This is a genomic window from Pseudomonas lundensis (assembly GCF_002269125.1).
Taxonomy (GTDB): Bacteria; Pseudomonadota; Gammaproteobacteria; order Pseudomonadales; family Pseudomonadaceae; genus Aquipseudomonas; species Aquipseudomonas lundensis_A.
This window is the reverse complement of sequence record NZ_NQKI01000039.1, coordinates 1-19029: the sequence shown is the minus strand read 5'-3', so window position 1 is coordinate 19029 and position 19029 is coordinate 1. Positions and strand designations below refer to the sequence as shown.

Genomic DNA, 19029 nt, shown 5'->3' with positions numbered 1-19029 from the left:
GCGCCACACTCAACGCCGATGAGACAGTCAATGTCCACCTCCCCTGCCCGTCATAAACCTTTAAGTACCGCTCTGATCCTGCTAATGGCCACTGCCACCGGCCTGGCTGTCGCCAGCAATTATTACGCCCAGCCCTTGTTGCACACCATTGCACAAGAACTTGGCTTGAGCATGAGCGGTGCCGGCACCGTCGTGATCACTGCCCAACTGAGTTATGGCGCTGGCCTGTTATTACTTGTGCCGTTGGGCGACCTTTTTGAGCAACGCCGCCTGATCGTCAGCATGACTGTCCTCAGCGCACTGGGCTTGCTCCTTAGCGCCTTCGCCCCGTCACTGACCCTGTTACTGCTGGGCACGGCCATCACTGGTTTATTTTCCGTATCGGCTCAGGTTTTGGTGCCCATGGCCGCCAGCCTGACTGATCCGCAAAGCCGCGGCCGTGTAGTCGGTACGTTAATGAGCGGCCTGCTGCTGGGCATCCTGCTGGCACGTACGGTTGCAGGCGCATTGTCCTCGGCGGGTGACTGGCGCACTATTTATCTGCTCGCCGCAGCACTGATGTTCATCAGTGCCATCGCGTTGTACTGCGCCTTGCCCAATCACCACCAGAGCGCAGGGTTGAGCTACCCGAAACTGCTAGGATCGGTATTTCGCCTGTTTGTCGAAGAACCCGTCTTGCGCCTGCGCGCCCTCTTGGGCCTGCTGACATTCTCACTGTTCGCCTTGTTCTGGACGCCATTGGCCTTTCTGCTGGCAATGCCGCCCTACGGTTATTCAGACGCAGTGATCGGACTGTTCGGCCTGGCTGGCGCTGTGGGTGCTGTGGCGGCCAATTGGGCAGGACGTATGGCTGATCGCGGTAAGGGGCAACAGGCCACCACTGTGGGCTTATTGGTGTTGCTGGCCTGCTGGCTGCCCATGGCATTTGCCGGTAGTTCGCTTGTCGCCCTGTTGATCGGCGTGCTGGCACTGGATTTTGCGGTGCAACTGGTACACGTGAGCAACCAGAACGCCGTGTTTCAAATCCGGCCCGCGGCGCGCAATCGCCTTAATGCCGGCTACATCACGTGCTATTTCATTGGCGGCGCTCTGGGCTCGCTCGCAGGCGCACAAACCTATCCGCTTTACGGCTGGGAAGGCATCGTCATGGTCGGCGCAGTCATCGCGACCCTGACACTCGCCGTGTGGGGTTATGCCCTGCAACGAGAAAGCAAGCTACAGCCTGTCGTATAGGGCGTATTGCAGCACTTTTCATCACCGGATGAAGCCGCTAGGATGCTCCACACCTTGAAAACGGCCTGTCTTAGCAGGTCGTTTTATTGCCCTTAATGGCCCGAGAATACGAATGATCCCTAAAGAATCCCGCAATGAACTCGCCCTGGATACGTTCATCAAAGGGCACCCTGAATTGATCGAGGAAATGAAAGACCTCAGCCAGGAGGATCGCCAGCAACAAATCCTCTGGGCATTTGAAGACGAAGCTCAAAGCCGCGGCCTCGAAGCGTGGGAGCTGGCCCTGGAACTCATCGCCCGATCGCCGGAGGAACTGCTCACCATGCGCCGGGAAGTCCATCAGGAAGTCGCTGAAGCCCTCGACATGAGCTGGGAAGAATACTGCAGCTTAAACGACATCGCCGTTTGAGCGTGATGCCTCCAGTGACGCAGCGATTACCTGATAACCGCTCGTCACTTGGGTAGCACGAACGTGTGCTGTTCACACACCAACATCATGTAGCCCTCCCCACTCTGGAGTCGACCTCATGATGACCTTGATAAAACGCCTTTCTTTCGCCACTGCATTGGGCATTGTGTCCGTCAGCAGCTACGCGGCTTCGTCTTCCACCGGCCCGACCCTTCCCAAAGAGTCCGTCACCCCGCCGGCGACCCAAGGAATTGAACCCAACATCAATCAGGATTCCAAAATCCACAACGATGCAGACACCCCGACGCACCCATCAGTCGACCCACGCATTCAAGGCAACGATGCGGGCCGTCAAGGCGGTATGAACACGGATGGCAATGGCCCGATAGGCGACGGTGGCCGCTCGGTGCAGCCGCGTTCGTCACTGCCCGGGGCGGTCAAGCCGTAATGCGTAATTGAGTGCAATCATTCCAAACGGTACGAAAAGGTAATTGTAAAAAAGAATTTCAAAGGCACCTTGCGGTCTGAGCTATAACGATCACTTAGAGGCCCGCAGATGAAATTCGATACCTTTTCCCAAGGACTTGCCAAACGCGCAGGAAGCCCCAAAACCTTCCAGATCGCGATATTACTCATCGTGATGTGGGCTGTTTCGGGGCCTTTTTTCCATTACAACGATACGTGGCAACTGATCATCAACACGTCCACTACCATCATCACCTTCCTGATGGTGTTCCTCATCCAAAACACCCAGAACCGCGACAACGATGTACTGCATATCAAGATTGATGAACTTCTGCGCGTGACCAAAGAAGCCCAAAATGCCGTGCTCAACCTCGATGCACTGGACACCAAAGAATTGCGTAACATCCGCAAGCAGTACAAACAGATAGGCGAAAACCAAGCGGTTGAAGTGACGTGCACTGAAACCGTTATCACCCCCGCTGACGATAAACCTGAGAGTCGGCCATGAATTCATTGCGCTGACGCGTAACCGCGTCAGCGCAACACGTGTCGGTTAACTGACCGGCTTATCAACATCACCTTTTTGATGCGTAGTAGCCAACTTCTTGGCCATATCGAGATGCATCTCCAGCTTCGGCAAATACTTCTTCGCAAACGCCTTGAGCTGCGGCGACGTTGAATAACGAGCCTGCTGCTTGAACAATGAAATAGCGTCTTCGTGGGTTTTTACCTGGCTGGCCACGTAAGCCACATCAAACGACGCGCCTTCCTGCACTTGCAGCATCATCGACTTGGCCTTGCTCAAAATATCCTCTTGCGCCGCCACCTCCAGCCCTTGCTTCTGAGCAATGCCTTTAAGGTCACGGTTGGCGTCGGTGTAATCCTTGATCACTTCTACGGCATAGCTATTGATATCAACTGACTTGGTTTTCTGAATCGCCATCCGGCTGTTCTCGATTTCTGCAATCCCTGCCGCAGACGCCTCGTCAACAAACTCAGCGGGGCTTGCAGCCACGGCAGAACCTGCCATGAACACGGCACAAGCCAACGCACAGCCAACGACGAAACGTTTAGGGGCACTCAGGGTTTTCATAACATCCTCCAGAAAATGGCAGGTTTATTCCCTGCACTGAATCTGAAGGTGAATGTCGGTAAAGGTTTAGAAAAACCTGTCGGGAACGACGAATGGTAACTCGCCGGGATGTCCGCGACTCTTGATGACTGCATTTGCAACGGCTAAAAACTTTCAATCACCGTTGCCGCCAATGCCTTCGCCCGGTCGAGATTATAGATACGATGAAGAAATACCCATTGCGCTTCAAACAGGTAAACGTACGTTTCCAGGAGCATCTCCTCAAATAAGAAAACAGGGCAACTTAACTCCATCGCTATCTGTTGTATCGGCATGCCAAGTATTTCGCTCATCGGGTACTCAACTGAAGAGGCCGACATCACAACACGCTCGCGCATCTGCGCCACCAGTGCGGTCAACTCAAGAAATGCCCATTGATCTGCAACCTCGCACTGATGCCGGTGCAAAGTCTGACTATACGAACCCTGCACATATAATTGACCTGCAGTCTCAATCTCGGCAACCTTCAGCGGTAATATCCGGTGCAGGGGTAATGGATCCAGCTCTGCACGTTTAAACCGCTTCAATAGCGACTCACACATATTCCCTGACGCCGCTGATAACGCGGCATCTCCTTCGAGTCTTACTATTTTCCAGCGCGTAACCACGCGGACGAATTCATCACCGTTAGCGGTGAATACATGGAAAAACTCCAGTAAAGAATTCGACTGCCTAACCCTGACTTTTTCCAAGGTTGCCGTAAACTCACCAACCTCAAAAAAATCCAAGTGACGAATATAATTAATCTCACATCCGACGACGACCATACTCTGGCAGTGCTCACTCACTTGCTGTGCGATCGACACACCTAAATGTTTAATAAACCAGGTACAAATACCATTCACGCTGTACCCCAGTAAAGCTCGCGCATGAAACTGCACAGGCGTAAATAATGTCGGATCGACAGCATAGGTAGATGAAACACTGCGCTCTGCATTCACTTTAACCTCCCGCAATCGCTGTAAAAATATCGAGCCGATCCTCATTAAGAGTTTCTTTATGAAACTCATCCACTCTTATCTTCTCACCGTTCAACGACACATGAAAATTTCGCTTCATACCCCCTTGACGATCTAAAACCACTTCCTTAAGGGCGGGGTACTGTTCAACCATTTTATAAATGACACCGATCACCGTATTCCGCTCCCCCACATCAATATCCAGGGCACGCTGATAGCTAATAAACCGCGCCAAATTTCCTGATAATTTTATATGCATGATCCCTCCCTACTGATGACAGCGTTGATTGTGCATTTCCATTTCGTGAATTTTCTGAATACCAATATCAACTTTAAGTTTCTCTTGAGGATCAGCACCTGCAATCAAGGATGCAAAATCTCGTTGCGCCCGGCCAATGCCACTACTCTCGGTATATCCCCATCCACCTGTCACATTCAAAGCCAAGGCAGCAATTTTATTCACCGCCTCAACAGCCTGGTATTTTGCGGACGAAGAGACTGAATCCCAATAGGGATCGGACTCCGCTCGGTCTTGCCGATTCAAGGCGTAAAAGACTGACGTTCTGGCAGACTCAAGCAAGATGTACATTTCCCCCACCAAGGCTTGCACATGCTGAAGATCAATCAAGGGGCGCTGATGGCGCACAGTGGTGTGAAGATATGCCAGTGTCGCCTCAATGACTGCGCGCGCCCGCCCTAGAAATAAAGTGGTTTGTAAAGCGCGTCGACAATTGAGGAAGTAACGCTGAGCAAAGCTTAGACCATCCGTTGCAATCAGCAATCGACTCTTATGTACCCTGACATTGACCATTTCCACTGTGGCAATCCCCGTGGAACGGCAGCCGTGCATGGCACGAGGCGTTATTGCAACACCCGGGTCATCAGCGCGCACTAAAAACACCTGGATATCCGCAGTCTCTGCACGGACAAACATTAAAAAAATATCTGCAGTTTCTGCGCCCGTGACAATTGCTTTCAATCCATTTAACACGTAGTACTCAGCACCCTTTTCAGGCACTGCACATGATAAAAATGAAAATGCATCTGCGTTCTCTGTGTAAGCAAACGCGCCCGCTTTTTTTCCCTCTATCAAATCCTTTATATACACGTCATTGATATCAGCACGCTGAACAGCTAATAATGCCGTGATGAATGACATCCTGACAGATATTAGAAAAGGGAAAGAGACGTCCAGAGACAAATAACCTATCTTTTCTAACACGTGCCCCCATGGAGCATATTTCCACCCCAAACCACCCCATGCTTCTGGCAGGTTATAGGTATAAATCCCAAGCCCGGCAAACTTTTGCATTTGCGCGTGTGTAATCACAGCCGATGCCTGATCACGAGCCTCAACTGAAACATTCAATTCAGTATCTATAAGGCATCCGTAAATATCTTTTATATCCTGAGCACCTTGCCACTCTATATTCATCGCAGCTCCTTCCACGGCGAATAGCACAACCTGCCCTTGCGGGCACACAAACAACCAACTTCCAATTTTGGTTCACGACGCACGCAACCCAAGGCCAAGCTTAGGCGACAAAAAAAAATCCGCAACCTTCTTTTTATGCAAATTTTTCTGACACACAACAATCAACACATGGTTCGCCTTAAGCGGCCACACATGCAATCGGCAGCAACCCGAACGACTACAATAAACAAAGCAACCTGAAAAACTGACTTAGAAACACCCCCACAAACACACATACACCATCAAGTTTAAAATAATTTATCACCGTACACATACGCCACCTTCCTGTAAAAATACCCACCACGTCGAAACGCGAGTTTATCCAGATTAATTCAGGTTAATCCATGATAACGCACGGACAGTTACAGCTGATAATGATAGATCGAACCTCCCAAGTGGGCTACATAACAAGGGACAAGGCGAGGAAGTACGTTAATCGCTTATATCACTCAACACGACTCGATAATTACAAACTGCCCATCACATTGATGGCAGGTGTAATAGCCTGATAGTTACAAATAACAATACTGAAAAACCTGTCATGCAGCAGCGTATGTACCGATGGGTGAAAATGATCTGACGCAAGATCAGGCCATAGAAGTTATGACGGTACTAGGCGCCCCCATCAACAGTGAATTGATGTATCTCTTAGGCTTTGCAGCTAGAAATTTGTCGCGGGTACGAACTCATACCCGCGACACCCTCACATCAAAACAACATCCCAAGCGCTTCCGGCGTCCAATTCATAACCACCAACTCACCGATAACCTCAGCCTTCCGCTGCCGCTGATTCGCGGTGCTGTACCGAATATCCACCGTCTCAAAGTGAAAGCCCTCGATCACCCGCCGTATATCCGGGTGATCGTTAATGCTGCCCCTCACCTTGCCTTTACAGCGGCGCATGAAGTCGGCCATCCGCCCATAGTTATCAAACGGAAAGTCCACGCCGTACCCTGCCGCCTGCCAACAAGGCGGGCCCATATAGTGGAAGGTATGGGCCCGGTCATAACGTACGGCGCACTCAAGCCAGGGCAAGTTTTTCTACGTAGGTGAGGCACACCAGCACGAACATGATCCGCCAGCACTACGGGACAAGGATTAACGAGGATGGGCCGGACGTCATCGGCATCCTGCAACACGCCCTGAATATGTAGCCAAAAGTGCTGTTTTAGCCCTGGTATTCAGGGGCAGAACACGGGCAGTTCAGCAGCCCGTATTCCCATGGATGTCCCCAGATCGCCCTTTTCCAGACGCCAGAAACCACAAACCCCCGACTTTCTCTAGGAAAATCAGGGGTTTGTGTTTACTTAATGTGGCGGTGAAGGAGAGATTCGAACTCTCGATACAATTTCTTGTATACACACTTTCCAGGCGTGCTCCTTAAGCCACTCGGACACTTCACCGTATCTCTTCAAACATGTTCTGTCTGTCGAGGCGCGCTAATGTAGTCGAAACCTTTCGATATGACAAATGTTTTTTTCAGAATTTTCATGCGCTTACGCCCATCAGGTTTTTTAAGGCGTCTAAAAGGAAGCATTTCGGCCAATCCCTGTCTGCGCACGTGTCTGCCCGATCCAGCGCAGCACGCCGTCTATATCGAAGAAGCGTTCATAACAGCTGACTCATCAGTCAGTCACGACGCTTTACCTGTCGCACGCAGCTGGGTAACGTCTGCTCCACTTCAATACAAGGAATTGCGCCATGAGTGACCTGATTGCTTATCACCTGGAAGACGGGATTGCCACGCTGACCCTGAGCAACGGCAAGGTCAATGCCATTTCCCCGGAGGTTATCGCCGCCTTTAATGCAGCGCTGGATCGCGCTGAACAAGATCGTGCAGTGGTGATCATCACCGGGCAGCCGGGCATTCTTTCCGGCGGGTATGACTTGAAGGTGATGACGGCCGGTCCTGAACAAGCGGTCAGTCTGGTTACTCAGGGTTCAACCCTGGCGCGCCGACTGTTGGCGCATCCATTCCCTGTGGTGGTGGCCTGTCCGGGTCACGCAGTCGCCAAAGGCGCCTTTCTCTTATTGTCGGTGGATTATCGGATTGGCGTCGACGGCCCGTTCAGCATTGGCCTCAATGAAGTGCAAATCGGCATGACCATGCATCACGCGGGCATTGAGCTGGCCCGTGACCGTCTGCGCAAGTCGGCATTCCATCGCTCGGTGATCAACGGTGAAATGTTTAACCCTCAAACCGCAGTGGATGCAGGCTTCCTCGACAAGGTGGTACAACCCGAGGAGCTACAGGCGGCGGCACTCGAAGCAGCTCGTCAGTTGAAAAAAATCAACATGAAAGCGCACAAGAACACCAAGCTTAAGGTTCGCAAGGCACTGCTGGACACACTCGATAACGCAATCAAACTCGATCAGGCTCACCTGATTTGAGGCTCGGGCATCTCGACTGACCCTGCCGTCGAGATGCCCTTCGTTGTTTCCTACTTGTTTTGGTGATCGTTCCGAAAACGCTCTATCCCGCCCCCACGCCCCCGCGTTGAAACATGTGCTTAAACATCAGCCATCTCCTACATGTATCTGAGTAATTGCCGAATACAGTGCACGTCCGTACACTGCGCCACCTTTTGTTTTGACGAGCCTGTAAATGCTACTTTCGTTCCGTATGTTGTTGATGAGTGTGCATTTTCTGATGGCCGGTGTTCTCGGTGTGTTGCTCGGCCTGTGTCGGCCCTTCAACCCTGACAATAGCCGCCTCTGCGCGCGCCTCTACGCACTACCGTCCAAATGGATCATGGGCTATAAGCTGAAAACCGAAGTCGGCCCACTGATGGATAAGCCGCAAAGCTGCGTCATCATTGCCAACCACCAGTCCAATTACGATTTGTTTGTATTTGGCAATGTCGTGCCTCGCCGCACGGTATGCATCGGTAAAAAAAGCCTGAAATGGGTTCCGCTTTTCGGGCAATTGTTCTGGCTGGCGGGCAACGTCTTGATTGATCGTGGCAATGCGCAGAAAGCGCGTAAATCGATGCTGACCACAGCCCGCACGCTTCAGGAAAAAGACACCTCGATCTGGGTTTTCCCTGAGGGCACTCGGAACTTGGGCAAAACGTTGCTGCCCTTCAAGAAAGGCGCCTTTCAAATGGCGATTACTGCCGGAGTACCGATTGTGCCGGTGTGTGTCAGCACTTACAGCCAACACCTGAAGCTCAACCGCTGGCACAGCGCAGATATACAGATTAGGTCTCTGCCCGCCATCCCGACGTCCGGTTTGACGCTGGACGACATGCCAAGGCTGATGGAAATGTGCCGCGAACAGATGCGCGACTGTATCGAGGCCATGGATCGCGAAGTGATGGCCCAGCAAAGCCAGCACCCATCAGCTCTGCGCGACAGGAAGAGCAAGCAAGCCGCATCCAACCCAAACCTCTGAATGTTTGTTGACTCAAAGTGGAGCATTGCACGCTAAGCTGCATCTTCGTGCCCTAACCCTTTGAAGAAGAAGCGATTAAAACTATGGGGAGAGTTGTTGCTGCCGCGGTGTACAACGCTGGCAAGAAAATCAGCAATATCACGCTCGACGAAGGCAGCGATTGGGCCAAAAAACCCGGTCATTTCGTCTGGATTGGCCTTGAGCAGCCTGACGCACAAGAAATCAGCAATTTGCAGCGCCAGTTCAACCTGCACGAACTGGCCATTGAAGATGCCCTGGAGCAGCACAGCCGCCCCAAACTGGAAACCTTCGGTGACGCGCTGTTTATCGTGATTTATTCACCGATTCGTCATGAGGGCAAACTGGAGTTTGTCGAAACCCATATCTTCGCGGGGAACGGTTACATCATCACCTGCCGCAATGGTCATTCAGCTTCATACAAGGCCGTGCGCCAACGTTGTGAGGCGCGCCCCTTGCTGCTGGATCACGGCGAAGATTTTGTGCTGTATGCGCTATTGGACTTTGTCACTGAAAGCTATCAACCCGTGAGTGAGGCGATTCACGCTGAGATCGAAGCACTTGAAAAAAGCATCATGGGCAACTCGCTTAAAGAGGCGGATATCGTGCATCTGCACAGCCTGCGTCGCGATGTACTGCGATTGCGCCGCTATGTGGCGCCCATGGTGGAAATCAGTGAAGAACTGCAACGCCTGACCTTCCCGTTTATCGACAAGAACATGCGCCCCTATTTTCGGGACGTGCAAATTCATGTCACCCGTCAGATGGAAGACCTTTCGACGCTACGGGACATCGCCAGCCAGACAATTGAAGTGGTTGTGCTGCTGGAGTCTTCAAGGCAAAGCACTGTGCAGCGAAAATTCGCCGCATGGGCGGCGATCCTTGCGTTTCCAACTGCCGTGGCCGGCATTTACGGGATGAACTTCCAGAACATGCCGGAGCTGAGCTGGCATTACGGATACTTTGGGGTGCTGGGGTTTATTGGTGTGGGCGTAACGGCGTTGTGGGCCAGTTTCAAGCGTTCGGGCTGGCTATAAATACGCGGGCAGACAAGTGCCCGCCCACGTCACCTGCGCTCGGCCCTCACACGGTTTGGGATTCAGGCTTGTGCGCCACGAAACGCATCATCCACTCTGCTACGGTCTGACCGTGATGGTCCTTGGCAAGGCTGGCAATGCCCGAGCCGTAGACGTCAGCCCCCAACGCATCCTGACGCAGGTCCAGCAACGCACGAGAGTAGTCGTGAATGAATTCGGGGTGCCCCTGGAAGCACAGCACCTGATCGTTGATGTGGTAGGCGGCAAACGGGCAGAAATCGCTGGACGCAATCACGGTGGCGTTTTCGGGCAATGCGGTGACCTGATCCTGATGACTGATCAGCAATGTCAGGTCTTCCACGGCCGGGCTCATCCACGGTGCCTTGGTTGCCAACGTGTATTGGTGAGTGCCTACGCCCCACCCCTGGCTCGCGCGCTCACTCTTGCCGCCTAACAACAGCGCCAGCAATTGATGGCCGAAGCACACGCCCAGCAACTTGTCGCCACGCTCATAGCGGGTCAGCAAATAACGCTTAAGGGTTTCAATCCACGGGTCAGTAGCAAACGAGTCGGCCTTGCTGCCCGTTACCAGATACGCATCGTAAGCCTCATCATCTGCAGGGTATTCACCCTGCATGACATTGAACACCGTAAATTCTGCGGGAATAGGTTGTTGGGTAAACAGACGCTTAAACATCTGCCCATAGCCCTGGTATTGATCCACAAACTCAGGACGCAGAACGTCGGTTTCCAGAATGCAAATGCGTAACGACATAAAAGTACCTGGCGCGATGAATACAGAAGTGATGAAAACGATGCATAGAGCCTGCCTTGAAACGGTAATTCAAGGCAAGCACTGCACGCGTTGAAACGGTTCCGTAGGCCGCTGGGCGTTGCATGACCTATAGAAAAGGACCGTCCGTCCACGGGCTGACGAACGGTAGCTCACTAAGTACTCTCACCCTTTGATTATCCGTTGCGTCTAGCAACGGGCTATCAGACATAACGCGTGACAGCTAATAGCGTTTTAGAAACGTTCTTCACTTACATGATGTGAAAGGGTTCTAAGCGACGTGGAATACCGGCTCTAAGGTAAACCTGTCAGCCGCAGCGAAACGCAAGGACATGTCGTTACTGTCGCGCGGTGCCGTTTTTCAGGAATAACAATAAAGGCAGATAGCCATGCTCAAGCACACTAAACTCCGCCAGGCTGGACTTATCCTTTTCGCCACAACTTTGCTATTGATTGTGCCGAACCTGACCAAAGTCATCGGCTAGCAGCTCATTATTCAGGCTCCCGCACTTATTTATAGCGGCGACTTTCGAGGTTGGCACTTGTGTGCCAATCTCAATGCTCGTCCAGATGGAGGGAACCCTATGCACCGGTGGTTTGCAGCCGCTCTGCTGCTCATCTGCAGCACCGCTCAGGCAGGCATCATTGACGTCAACCGTGCAGTGGATGAAATCAATGATGGCGCGCTGATTTTGGACCTGCGCACCAACAGCGATTTTGCGGCGGGCAATCTGCATAACTCTTTGCAAGTCGATCTCACCCTGGAAGACGGCACCGGCATTAGCGCAGAAGGTCTCGCCTATCAATTGAGCCTGGTCGTTCTGGACCCCAACAACACCATTGTGATTTACAGTGACACGAACCAACATGCCCTCGAGGCCGAAGATACGCTAATCAAACATGGGTATTTCGGCGTCGTGAACGGCGGCAATTATGAGGAGTTGCGCGATGCACTTTTCGATCACGTCTCGCTGACCGAGAACGTGTTGCCCGGCGACGAACCCACTGACGACGACATTACAGCCATCAATTGAAATTTCTCAGCCTGCTTTTTACCGCCCTATTCAGCCTGCCATCATTTGCCGCCCAACTCAGGCTTGAGCTGGGTGACGTCAGCCGTACATGGCAAACTGCGGAGTTGCTGCAACATCCCGCTGTGCAGGAGGTACGCATTACTGACGATGTGTCGTACAAGCGCGAAATGACTTATCGGGCAATTCCTTTAGCCACACTGCTGGACGGGATCAAGCCTGACGACCATCTGCAAGCTGTCGCACAGGACGGCTTTGCCGCGGAGCTCAGTGCTGCCCCCTTGCTGAATCAACAGGGGGCAAAAGCCTGGCTCGCCATTGAAGACCCTGAACACCCGTGGCCCTCCCTGGGTAAAGGAAAGCCCAGCGCCGGGCCGTTTTATCTGGTCTGGACAGACCCGCAAGCAGGTCATATCAGCCCGGAACAATGGCCGTTTCAAGTCGTACGCTTTACACGTCAGTTGCCGGTAGCCGAGCGTTTCCCGGCCATGCGCCCCGACCCGTCACTGGCGGCCGACGCTCCCGCCAATCACGGCTTTGTTGTTTTTCAAAAGAACTGCATGGCATGCCATCGCCTTAACGGCGCAGGTGACGCCCAGTTTGGCCCTGACTTGAACATGCCTTACAACCCGACCGAATATTTCGGCACGGACTTCCTCACGCGCTACATTCGCGACCCGCAAAGCCTGCGCCATTGGCCTCAAGCCCGCATGCCTGGCTTTTCGCGTGACGTGTTACCCGATGCAGAATTGGCGCAACTCGTCGAGTACCTCAAGCACATGGCCACGCGCAAAGTGTCGACACCTGAGCGCCAGCCATAAGTTTCTGACTATCAACGACATAGGCAGTGATGATTTCACCCGCCGTACCGGTCCGCGGATACTTGCAGCCATTGTCGAACTTCCCTTTAGCCACCCGCCTGCGGTGGCTTTTTTTTGGCGCCTGTAAAGCAAAACGGCCAGCCCGAAGGCCAGCCGTCAGTAACTCGTTTGAATTCAATTCAGAAGGCCACGCACCTCCTGCTTCACGCCCCAGCCTTCAATAATCCCGCCAAGCGGAACCACCACGGCCTCAAAGTTCTGCTCGAAATCACCAATTCCCCCATAGGTGGCGTACATGACTTTGCTCAATTCCAGATTCCAGGCTCCGTCATCACGAACGTTTATTTGCGCATTCAGTGACTCACCACAAAATTTTTCTGCAGCACGACGCGCCCGCTCCTCATCCGGGAAGATGGCGTAAAACTCGATGGGATGAATACGTGAAAAATCAAAACCGCCTTCTTTCATGCGGCGCAGCACATAGCTGCTGAGGTCTTCTTGATGGGCTGTGCTCATGAAACGTCCTCCTCGCAATGGATAGACTTTCAACGCTCCCCGAAATGCAACCGTCAATTCGTTGCGGGGATCAAGCATGTAGCGAACAAGATCAGAGCCAGTCGAACACTTCGCTGGTCTGGCTGCAGATTAGCTCCGTCGCACAGCGCATGCCAAGCGCGGCGTTAAAAAAGAGTGGTTTATAAAAACCGTCCTGGTGCTTGGCTGCCGTCTGACGCCTAACAGATGCGCTGCACAGCGTCAGGCAGCCTGCAGAGTGCTTACTGCTTCTCTGCGCGCTCCTTGAGCGCTTTCAGGGTGTTAAACGGGGCGTCCACGACAAACTTGTTCGCCAACCAAGATGGCACGCTGCCGCCTGGCTCCGTGTGAACCTGATAAGTGACTTCAGTCTGATCGGCCCCTTTGGGGACCATCTTCCAGAAACCATCGACCTGACTCACGCGCACAAAGCCTTTCTCTTCAGGCTGGTACGTGGGCACCCCTTTCAGGTTGCGTGTCACGGTACCGTCAGCCCCGACTGTGGTGGTGACTTCCAGAATGGAGTCGCGCGGCGTCACGGGCCAAGGGGTGCTGAACTGCGTGTACGTCCAGCTCTTGTCGCCTTCGGTTTTAAGCAGCTTTTGCGACTTGCATTCGTGAATCCACTTGCACGCCCCCGCTACGTCTTCCTGCAAACCACGGACCTTGGCGATAGGCGCCTTGATCGTGGTCACACCTTGATAGGCCTTGTATTTCGAATCTTTGACTTCACTAAGCGACACTTTGATGCCGTCTTCATTCTTCGCCACTTGCCAGTTTTCTGCGTGAGCCGCGCTCACCATTAACACGCTCAAGCCACATGCAATTGCTACTCGATGCAACGAACCCATGGTCTTATTCCTTATTGTTGATGGTTTGTTCACTGGACATGAACACACTATGCCGCCGTCACCTGTTCCCACCACCCAATCAGGTTGATGGCTTCTTCCCGCGTGCTGCCACACACCTCGATATCGGCCTTGAACGAACCGCACACGGCGGGCCTTTCAGGACGTCCGAACAAATCGCACAGGTTATCGACCGACAGATGCAGGCAGCGTTCCCCTGCGGGCTTGCCCTCGGGCATGCCGGGGATTGGTGTGCTGATTGAAGGGGCTATACAACAAGCGCCACAGCCTTCACGGCAATTCATGACGTTAGCTCCTTTAACGGGGCAAAGTGCGTTGATGACAAGGGATAGTACTCGCTGGAACGGGCGTTTGAAATTGACCGTTCAGCCGAATGTGCTGATTAATGACAGTGACTGAACAGTCAGTTTAGAAGCCTGTTTTTGGGCATTCGGCACTTATTGTTTGAACTGGAAATCCAGCGCCGCACCTTCGATTTGCCGGTCGCGGGCTTCGTTGCGCAATTGCAGCTCCATTTCATTGCTTAACAAACGACCGTTTAACTGGAACGGGCTGTCTTGTTCGGGCTTCTCACCGAACATGTTTGGCAACAATGGTTTGTGTTTGGGCATGGGGACAGTGCCCAAAGGTTGCAGCTGTTTGACCATCTCGGGCGGCAGGCTCAAATCCAGCTTGGCACTGGGCAAGCGCTTCTTGGCAATTTCGCGGGCCGATTTTGACTTGCTTGCGACAGGCGCGCGTTTCTTGGTAGTTTTTTTTGCACTGGCAGCATGTTTTTCCGGCGATTTGACGGACTGGGTGGCAGGCGGTTGAGGTTGTGTCGCGCCGTGCACCGCGACAGCGCTGAACGCGGTTAACACCCCCACCAACGCCAGTCTCACACAATAGGTCGCTTTCATAACTCCCACAGCTTTAACGATTTAGGGGCCTATGCTCGCGCTTTAGACACACCGTTACAAGTCGCCATTAGGCAAATTGCCATACCTTGATGTCGCATGGCCTTCAGTACAGGCCAGTGGCCTCCTGACACAACTGACTGGCGAGCATCCCCAGCGTCATCAATGCGCGTTCGGCCTCACGGTTCCAGGCTGTGCCGCAATTGAGCCGGATGCAATGGTTGAACTGCTCGGTATTACTGAAGATCAACCCCGGTGCAATGCTGATGCCCTGCTGTAGCGCTCGCACATGCAACTCTTGCGTATTGACCCGGCCCGGCAAGCTAACCCACAGAATGAAGCCGCCGCTGGGTCGGGACATTTGCGTCCCTTCCGGAAAGTACTGCTGAACAGCCAGCTGAAAAGCGCTCAGGTTTTTTCGGTATTCCTGCCGGATATGCCTCAGATGACGGTCATAGCCGCCGTTTTCAAGGTAGGCCGCCACCCCCATCTGCGTCACGCTGCAGGCTGAATGGGTGGTGAAGGTCTGTAAGCGCTGAATTTCAGACTGATATTTGCCCGCGATCATCCAGCCAATGCGCACACCGGGCGATAACGTTTTGGAAAAACTCGAACAGTAGATGACCCGATCCAGCCGGTCATAGGCTTTAAGTGCCTTGGTGCGCCCCACCTCGAACATCAGTTCGCCATAAATATCGTCTTCGACGATCTGGATATCGAAATCAGATGCCAGGCGCAGCAATTGCTTCTGCCGTTCTTCTGGCATGGTGCCACCCAACGGATTGCTCAAGCGCGTGGTCAGGACCAAGGCTTTGATCGACCATTGATTGGCGGCCAATTGCAACGCTTCGAGGCTCATGCCAGTGGCAGGATCACTGGGGATCTCGATCACTTTCAAACCCAGCAAATCAGCCAGCTGCAAAAGCCCGTAATACGTCGGGGATTCAGCAGCGATCAGGTCACCGGGCCGCGTGAGGGTCCGTAATGACATTTGCAGGGCATCGACGCAGCCGTGGGTGATGATCACTTCCGACGGGTCGACGACCACGCCGGCATCTCGCATGCGTATCGCCACCTGACGACGCAACGGCTCAAAACCTGGGCTGAACATGTAACTGAACGCACGCGGGCTGTGGAAGCGCGTGACTTTGGCCAACTGCTGATGCAACGCTCGCACGGGCAAATAATCGACGCTGGGCACCGCAGCACCCAGCGGGAACACACCTTCACGTCGCGATTCAACCAACACTTGCTGGATGATGCTGCTGCGCGTCACTAGACCCGGCCGTTCAACGCGCGCGATATCAGGTGTAGGCGCTGTCAGGGCAGGCGTTTGGTGGACGTAATAGCCTGACTGCGGGCGGGCGCGGATCAACCCTTGATCTTCAAGGTTGGCATACGCCTGCAGCACCGTGGCATGACTGACATTGAGCTGCGAGCTCATTTTGCGCACAGACGGTACGCGCTCGCCGGGCTGATAAACGCCGCGCCGAATATCCTCAGCCAATTGCTGGGCTATACGTTGATAAAGCAAAAGGTTGGTCATGGCACAGCACTCGATGTTCAGGCGTTTTTTTGTTGTGAAGAACAATACCGGAACAGTTTAGAAGTGTACGGGCACAGTTGTCATCCATCTGAGCCGTACAGTGCCGGGCTGGGTGTAACTGTATGGGTACAGACTGAATTTGTACGCCTGTAGTCGCCGCCCGGCAGCGACTACCTGTGATGCCTTGAGGAGAGGGATTAACGGGCGGCGCTCAATTGACCTTTTTCGTCAGAAAACACGATTTCCACACGACGATTCTGCGCCCGACCACGCTCCGTGGCGTTTACATCCACCGGGTATTCGTCGCCATAGCCTTCAACCTGAATCCGTTTTTCATCAATACCCAAGTCAATCAGTACGTCAGCAACGGCTTGAGCACGGTCGCGAGACAACTTGAGGTTATCTTCTTTACCGCCCGTGCTGTCGGTGTAGCCCTCAATGCGCACAACACGCTTGGGGTTCAACTGAAGAAATTGCACCAGTTTGAGCACTGTGCGATTGGCCGAGTTCTTCAGGTCCGCTTCGCCAGTGTCGAACAGTACGTCGCCCAGGGTCATTACCAGGCCACGATCCGATTCGTTGGTCGCCAAGTTCAGGATTTGCTCTTCCAGCCATTGTCCCTGCTGTTGAACACTCAACAGTTTGGCCTCCCGCAAGGCCAGTTGCAGGCGTTGACGTTCCAGTTCAAGTTTGGCGGCGCGCTCCTGATTGAGTACCTGCTGGGTGTGCTCCCGCGCGATATCGCTGTAGCGCTGGCTCAAATAGGCGTAATGGGCAACATCTTCACCACTGCCCCAGTAACTGGACAGACGCTCGGCACGGGCCAGCGATTCACCGGCCCTGATCACGTCTTTGGGCGCGATACGCAACACGTTGGTGTCTTCTTTTACCGACTGAAATTCACTGGCCGCCTGTTGCAGTGCCTGTTCGCTGGCGTGATGCCCCGCACAGCCGGTAAGCCCCGCGCCGGTGATCAGTAACGCACCATACATGACTGACTTAATGCTCATTGGGCCTCCGCCAGTTGTTTGCGCAAACGTGCGATACGCGTGTTGAGCACGCTCAATTGCTCCTGACTTTTGAGCGTCAGCACACGAGCCTCTGCCAGACGCGCATCCAGTTCGGCCTGTTCAGCCTGCATACGGGCATCTTTATAAGCGCTTTCGGTCATCTCGGCCGACGCGCGGGCCAACTTGTCTTCGGCTTGTTTGAGCTCGGCACTGTCGTCGGCATTGGCGCCCACAGCACGGGCTTGTTCCAGCGCCTGCTCGGTCAGACGCATTTGTTCATTCGGCGCAGGATCAGCTGCACAGCCCGCCAAAGCCACAACGGCCAGGGCAGCAAAAAGTGGTCGAATTGTCACTGGGAATTCCTACTGTTTTGGAGCGTTGACCGGCTGTTGCAGCTGGTTTTTCCACCGCTCCAGGTTGCGTTGCAGTGCCGCCTCACTCAGGCCGGACGCCGGCAATTCTGTCATCTTTTTGGCGAGCTGTCCGCGCAACCACGGCTCATTGCAGGCCGAGTCATGGGAAATCGCCAGAAACAGCCCCGGCTGGTCTATTGGCTGCGCATGGGCCAGCACATCGTCACTGATCCCGAGCGTCTGAACGGTGGCCATCCCCGCATAGCGCCCGGCCAGTACGTACTCGACCTGCCCCAGCAGCAACTTCTGGAAGGCTTGAGTCAAGCCGGGTTGTCGCTCCAGCGTAAGCTGGTGCCGGGCAAAGGAGTCGAAAGCTTCAGTCATACGGGCTTTTTCGGAAAGCGCACCGGTATGGCCAAGCAGGTCATCCGGCGTTTCATAAATAAGGGGCGAATCCTTGCGGGTCCAGACCAGGTAGTCATTACGTACCAGCGGCGGGTGAATGTAGTCCTGCGCAGTCAACCCTGCCAGGGTCAGCGGTGCATCCACCAACATGTCCATACGGCCCGTACGGACCTCGTTCTGCGCCTCGGAACGCTTGCCGCCATAGAGCACCTCAACCTTGATACCGAGGTCTTGCGCCACCTGCTGCAACAGGTCGGCACTGGCACCGATCAAATGCACGGGATCGGCCGGGTCGCGCCAGAGGTATGGCGGCGCATCCGGGCTGCCCGTCACGATCAGGCGCTCGCATTTGCCTGCCGCCACTGACACGAGGGGCAGCAAGATCAGCCCCGTCAACCACCCGCTTAAATGCCGCACACCCATGCCTCACACTCCGTTAAGCCAAATCAGACACACTAAAAAGCCCGATCACACAGGCCATGGAGAATTTGCCAGAACACCCGCGTTCCGCCTTTATCCACGGCCCGGATGACCGGGCTCTTTATAAGTGAAGCGACTGGATTAAACCAGCTTCTCCAGCTCAGGTACGGCTTCGAACAAGTCCGCCACCAGGCCGTAATCGGCCACCTGGAAGATCGGCGCTTCTTCGT

At 53.8% G+C, this 19029-nt stretch carries 23 protein-coding genes, 1 tRNA gene and 1 pseudogene; 9 read left to right on the top strand and 16 right to left on the bottom strand.

All coding sequences use genetic code 11. The features are described 5' to 3' along the window. The first annotated feature begins 30 nt into the window (after positions 1–30). The 4 genes from CJF39_RS19270 to CJF39_RS19255 all read left to right on the top strand — a co-directional run bounded on the left by CJF39_RS19270 (position 31) and on the right by CJF39_RS19255 (position 2615). Entirely contained in the window at positions 31–1233 is a 1203-nt protein-coding gene (locus CJF39_RS19270; RefSeq protein ID WP_094994874.1) for an MFS transporter, read from the top strand. A gap of 112 nt (positions 1234–1345) precedes the next feature. Further along, positions 1346–1642 (top strand): DUF6388 family protein, encoded by a 297-nt coding sequence (locus tag CJF39_RS19265; protein ID WP_094994873.1) that lies wholly within the window; start codon positions 1346–1348, stop codon positions 1640–1642. Positions 1643–1760: 118 nt separating this feature from the next. Next, on the top strand, positions 1761–2090 hold the full coding sequence (locus tag CJF39_RS19260) for a hypothetical protein (RefSeq protein WP_094994872.1): 330 nt from the start codon (positions 1761–1763) through the stop codon (positions 2088–2090). 108 nt (positions 2091–2198) lie between these two features. Then, a complete protein-coding gene (locus CJF39_RS19255) occupies positions 2199–2615 on the top strand; it encodes a low affinity iron permease family protein (RefSeq protein ID WP_094994871.1) in 417 nt (138 codons plus the stop codon). A gap of 45 nt (positions 2616–2660) precedes the next feature. On the opposite strand, the gene CJF39_RS19250 is transcribed toward CJF39_RS19255, so the two are convergent. From CJF39_RS19250 to CJF39_RS19225, 6 genes and pseudogenes are all read right to left on the bottom strand, one after another. After that, a complete protein-coding gene (locus tag CJF39_RS19250) occupies positions 2661–3200 on the bottom strand; it encodes a DUF4142 domain-containing protein (protein WP_094994870.1) in 540 nt (179 codons plus the stop codon). 143 nt (positions 3201–3343) lie between these two features. Then, positions 3344–4180 (bottom strand): hypothetical protein, encoded by an 837-nt coding sequence (locus tag CJF39_RS19245; RefSeq protein ID WP_094994869.1) that lies wholly within the window; start codon positions 4178–4180, stop codon positions 3344–3346. A 1-nt stretch (position 4181) separates the two neighbouring features. Next, the gene (locus CJF39_RS19240) at positions 4182–4457 is read right to left on the bottom strand and encodes a MoaD/ThiS family protein (RefSeq protein ID WP_094994868.1); all 276 of its coding nucleotides are present in this window, start codon (positions 4455–4457) and stop codon (positions 4182–4184) included. Between the two features lie 9 nt (positions 4458–4466). Next, positions 4467–5633: an acyl-CoA dehydrogenase family protein gene (locus CJF39_RS19235; RefSeq protein WP_094994867.1), complete on the bottom strand. Its 1167-nt coding sequence runs from the start codon at positions 5631–5633 to the stop codon at positions 4467–4469. 747 nt (positions 5634–6380) lie between these two features. Further along, a pseudogene (locus CJF39_RS19230) lies at positions 6381–6713 on the bottom strand (DNA adenine methylase); the annotation flags it as partial. A 272-nt stretch (positions 6714–6985) separates the two neighbouring features. Next, a tRNA-Ser gene (locus tag CJF39_RS19225) sits at positions 6986–7075 on the bottom strand. Positions 7076–7373: 298 nt separating this feature from the next. Between CJF39_RS19225 and CJF39_RS19220 the strand changes: the two genes are divergently transcribed. From CJF39_RS19220 to CJF39_RS19210, 3 genes are all read left to right on the top strand, one after another. After that, on the top strand, positions 7374–8063 hold the full coding sequence (locus CJF39_RS19220) for a crotonase/enoyl-CoA hydratase family protein (RefSeq protein ID WP_094994866.1): 690 nt from the start codon (positions 7374–7376) through the stop codon (positions 8061–8063). 214 nt (positions 8064–8277) lie between these two features. Beyond that, positions 8278–9066: a lysophospholipid acyltransferase family protein gene (locus CJF39_RS19215; protein ID WP_094994865.1), complete on the top strand. Its 789-nt coding sequence runs from the start codon at positions 8278–8280 to the stop codon at positions 9064–9066. 83 nt (positions 9067–9149) lie between these two features. Then, positions 9150–10121 carry a magnesium and cobalt transport protein CorA gene (locus CJF39_RS19210; protein WP_094994864.1) on the top strand — a complete coding sequence of 324 codons (972 nt, stop codon included), beginning with the start codon at positions 9150–9152 and terminating at the stop codon, positions 10119–10121. A gap of 46 nt (positions 10122–10167) precedes the next feature. Here the strand turns inward: CJF39_RS19210 and CJF39_RS19205 are convergent, their stop codons facing one another. Next, positions 10168–10896, bottom strand: a complete 729-nt coding sequence (locus CJF39_RS19205; RefSeq protein WP_094994863.1) for an amidotransferase — start codon at positions 10894–10896, stop codon at positions 10168–10170. 560 nt (positions 10897–11456) lie between these two features. Here CJF39_RS19205 and CJF39_RS19200 point away from each other — a divergent pair. Together CJF39_RS19200 and CJF39_RS19195 are read left to right on the top strand one after the other, a co-directional pair. Beyond that, positions 11457–11948 (top strand): rhodanese-like domain-containing protein, encoded by a 492-nt coding sequence (locus tag CJF39_RS19200; protein ID WP_249275399.1) that lies wholly within the window; start codon positions 11457–11459, stop codon positions 11946–11948. Further along, positions 11945–12766, top strand: coding sequence for a cytochrome c (locus CJF39_RS19195; RefSeq protein WP_094994861.1), 822 nt, complete (start codon positions 11945–11947; stop codon positions 12764–12766). The genes CJF39_RS19200 and CJF39_RS19195 overlap by 4 nt, the downstream gene beginning before the upstream one ends. 174 nt (positions 12767–12940) lie before the next feature. Here the strand turns inward: CJF39_RS19195 and CJF39_RS19190 are convergent, their stop codons facing one another. The 9 genes from CJF39_RS19190 to CJF39_RS19150 all read right to left on the bottom strand — a co-directional run. Then, positions 12941–13282 (bottom strand): ribonuclease E inhibitor RraB, encoded by a 342-nt coding sequence (locus CJF39_RS19190; protein WP_094994860.1) that lies wholly within the window; start codon positions 13280–13282, stop codon positions 12941–12943. Positions 13283–13542: 260 nt separating this feature from the next. Then, positions 13543–14151 (bottom strand): START domain-containing protein, encoded by a 609-nt coding sequence (locus tag CJF39_RS19185; RefSeq protein ID WP_094994859.1) that lies wholly within the window; start codon positions 14149–14151, stop codon positions 13543–13545. Positions 14152–14198: 47 nt separating this feature from the next. Further along, on the bottom strand, positions 14199–14453 hold the full coding sequence (locus tag CJF39_RS19180; protein WP_094994858.1) for a YkgJ family cysteine cluster protein: 255 nt from the start codon (positions 14451–14453) through the stop codon (positions 14199–14201). 153 nt (positions 14454–14606) lie between these two features. Next, positions 14607–15068 carry a translation initiation factor 2 gene (locus tag CJF39_RS19175; RefSeq protein ID WP_170942704.1) on the bottom strand — a complete coding sequence of 154 codons (462 nt, stop codon included), beginning with the start codon at positions 15066–15068 and terminating at the stop codon, positions 14607–14609. Positions 15069–15171: 103 nt separating this feature from the next. Continuing rightward, on the bottom strand, positions 15172–16611 hold the full coding sequence (locus tag CJF39_RS19170; RefSeq protein WP_094994857.1) for a PLP-dependent aminotransferase family protein: 1440 nt from the start codon (positions 16609–16611) through the stop codon (positions 15172–15174). A gap of 197 nt (positions 16612–16808) precedes the next feature. Beyond that, positions 16809–17621 (bottom strand): OmpA family protein, encoded by an 813-nt coding sequence (locus CJF39_RS19165; protein WP_094994856.1) that lies wholly within the window; start codon positions 17619–17621, stop codon positions 16809–16811. Then, entirely contained in the window at positions 17618–17974 is a 357-nt protein-coding gene (locus CJF39_RS19160) for a DUF4398 domain-containing protein (protein ID WP_094994855.1), read from the bottom strand. The genes CJF39_RS19165 and CJF39_RS19160 overlap by 4 nt, the downstream gene beginning before the upstream one ends. 9 nt (positions 17975–17983) lie before the next feature. Continuing rightward, positions 17984–18802, bottom strand: coding sequence for a substrate-binding periplasmic protein (locus CJF39_RS19155; protein WP_094994854.1), 819 nt, complete (start codon positions 18800–18802; stop codon positions 17984–17986). Positions 18803–18940: 138 nt separating this feature from the next. Next, on the bottom strand, positions 18941–19029 hold an 89-nt coding region (locus CJF39_RS19150), incomplete at its 5' end, for an electron transfer flavoprotein subunit alpha (RefSeq protein ID WP_094990671.1).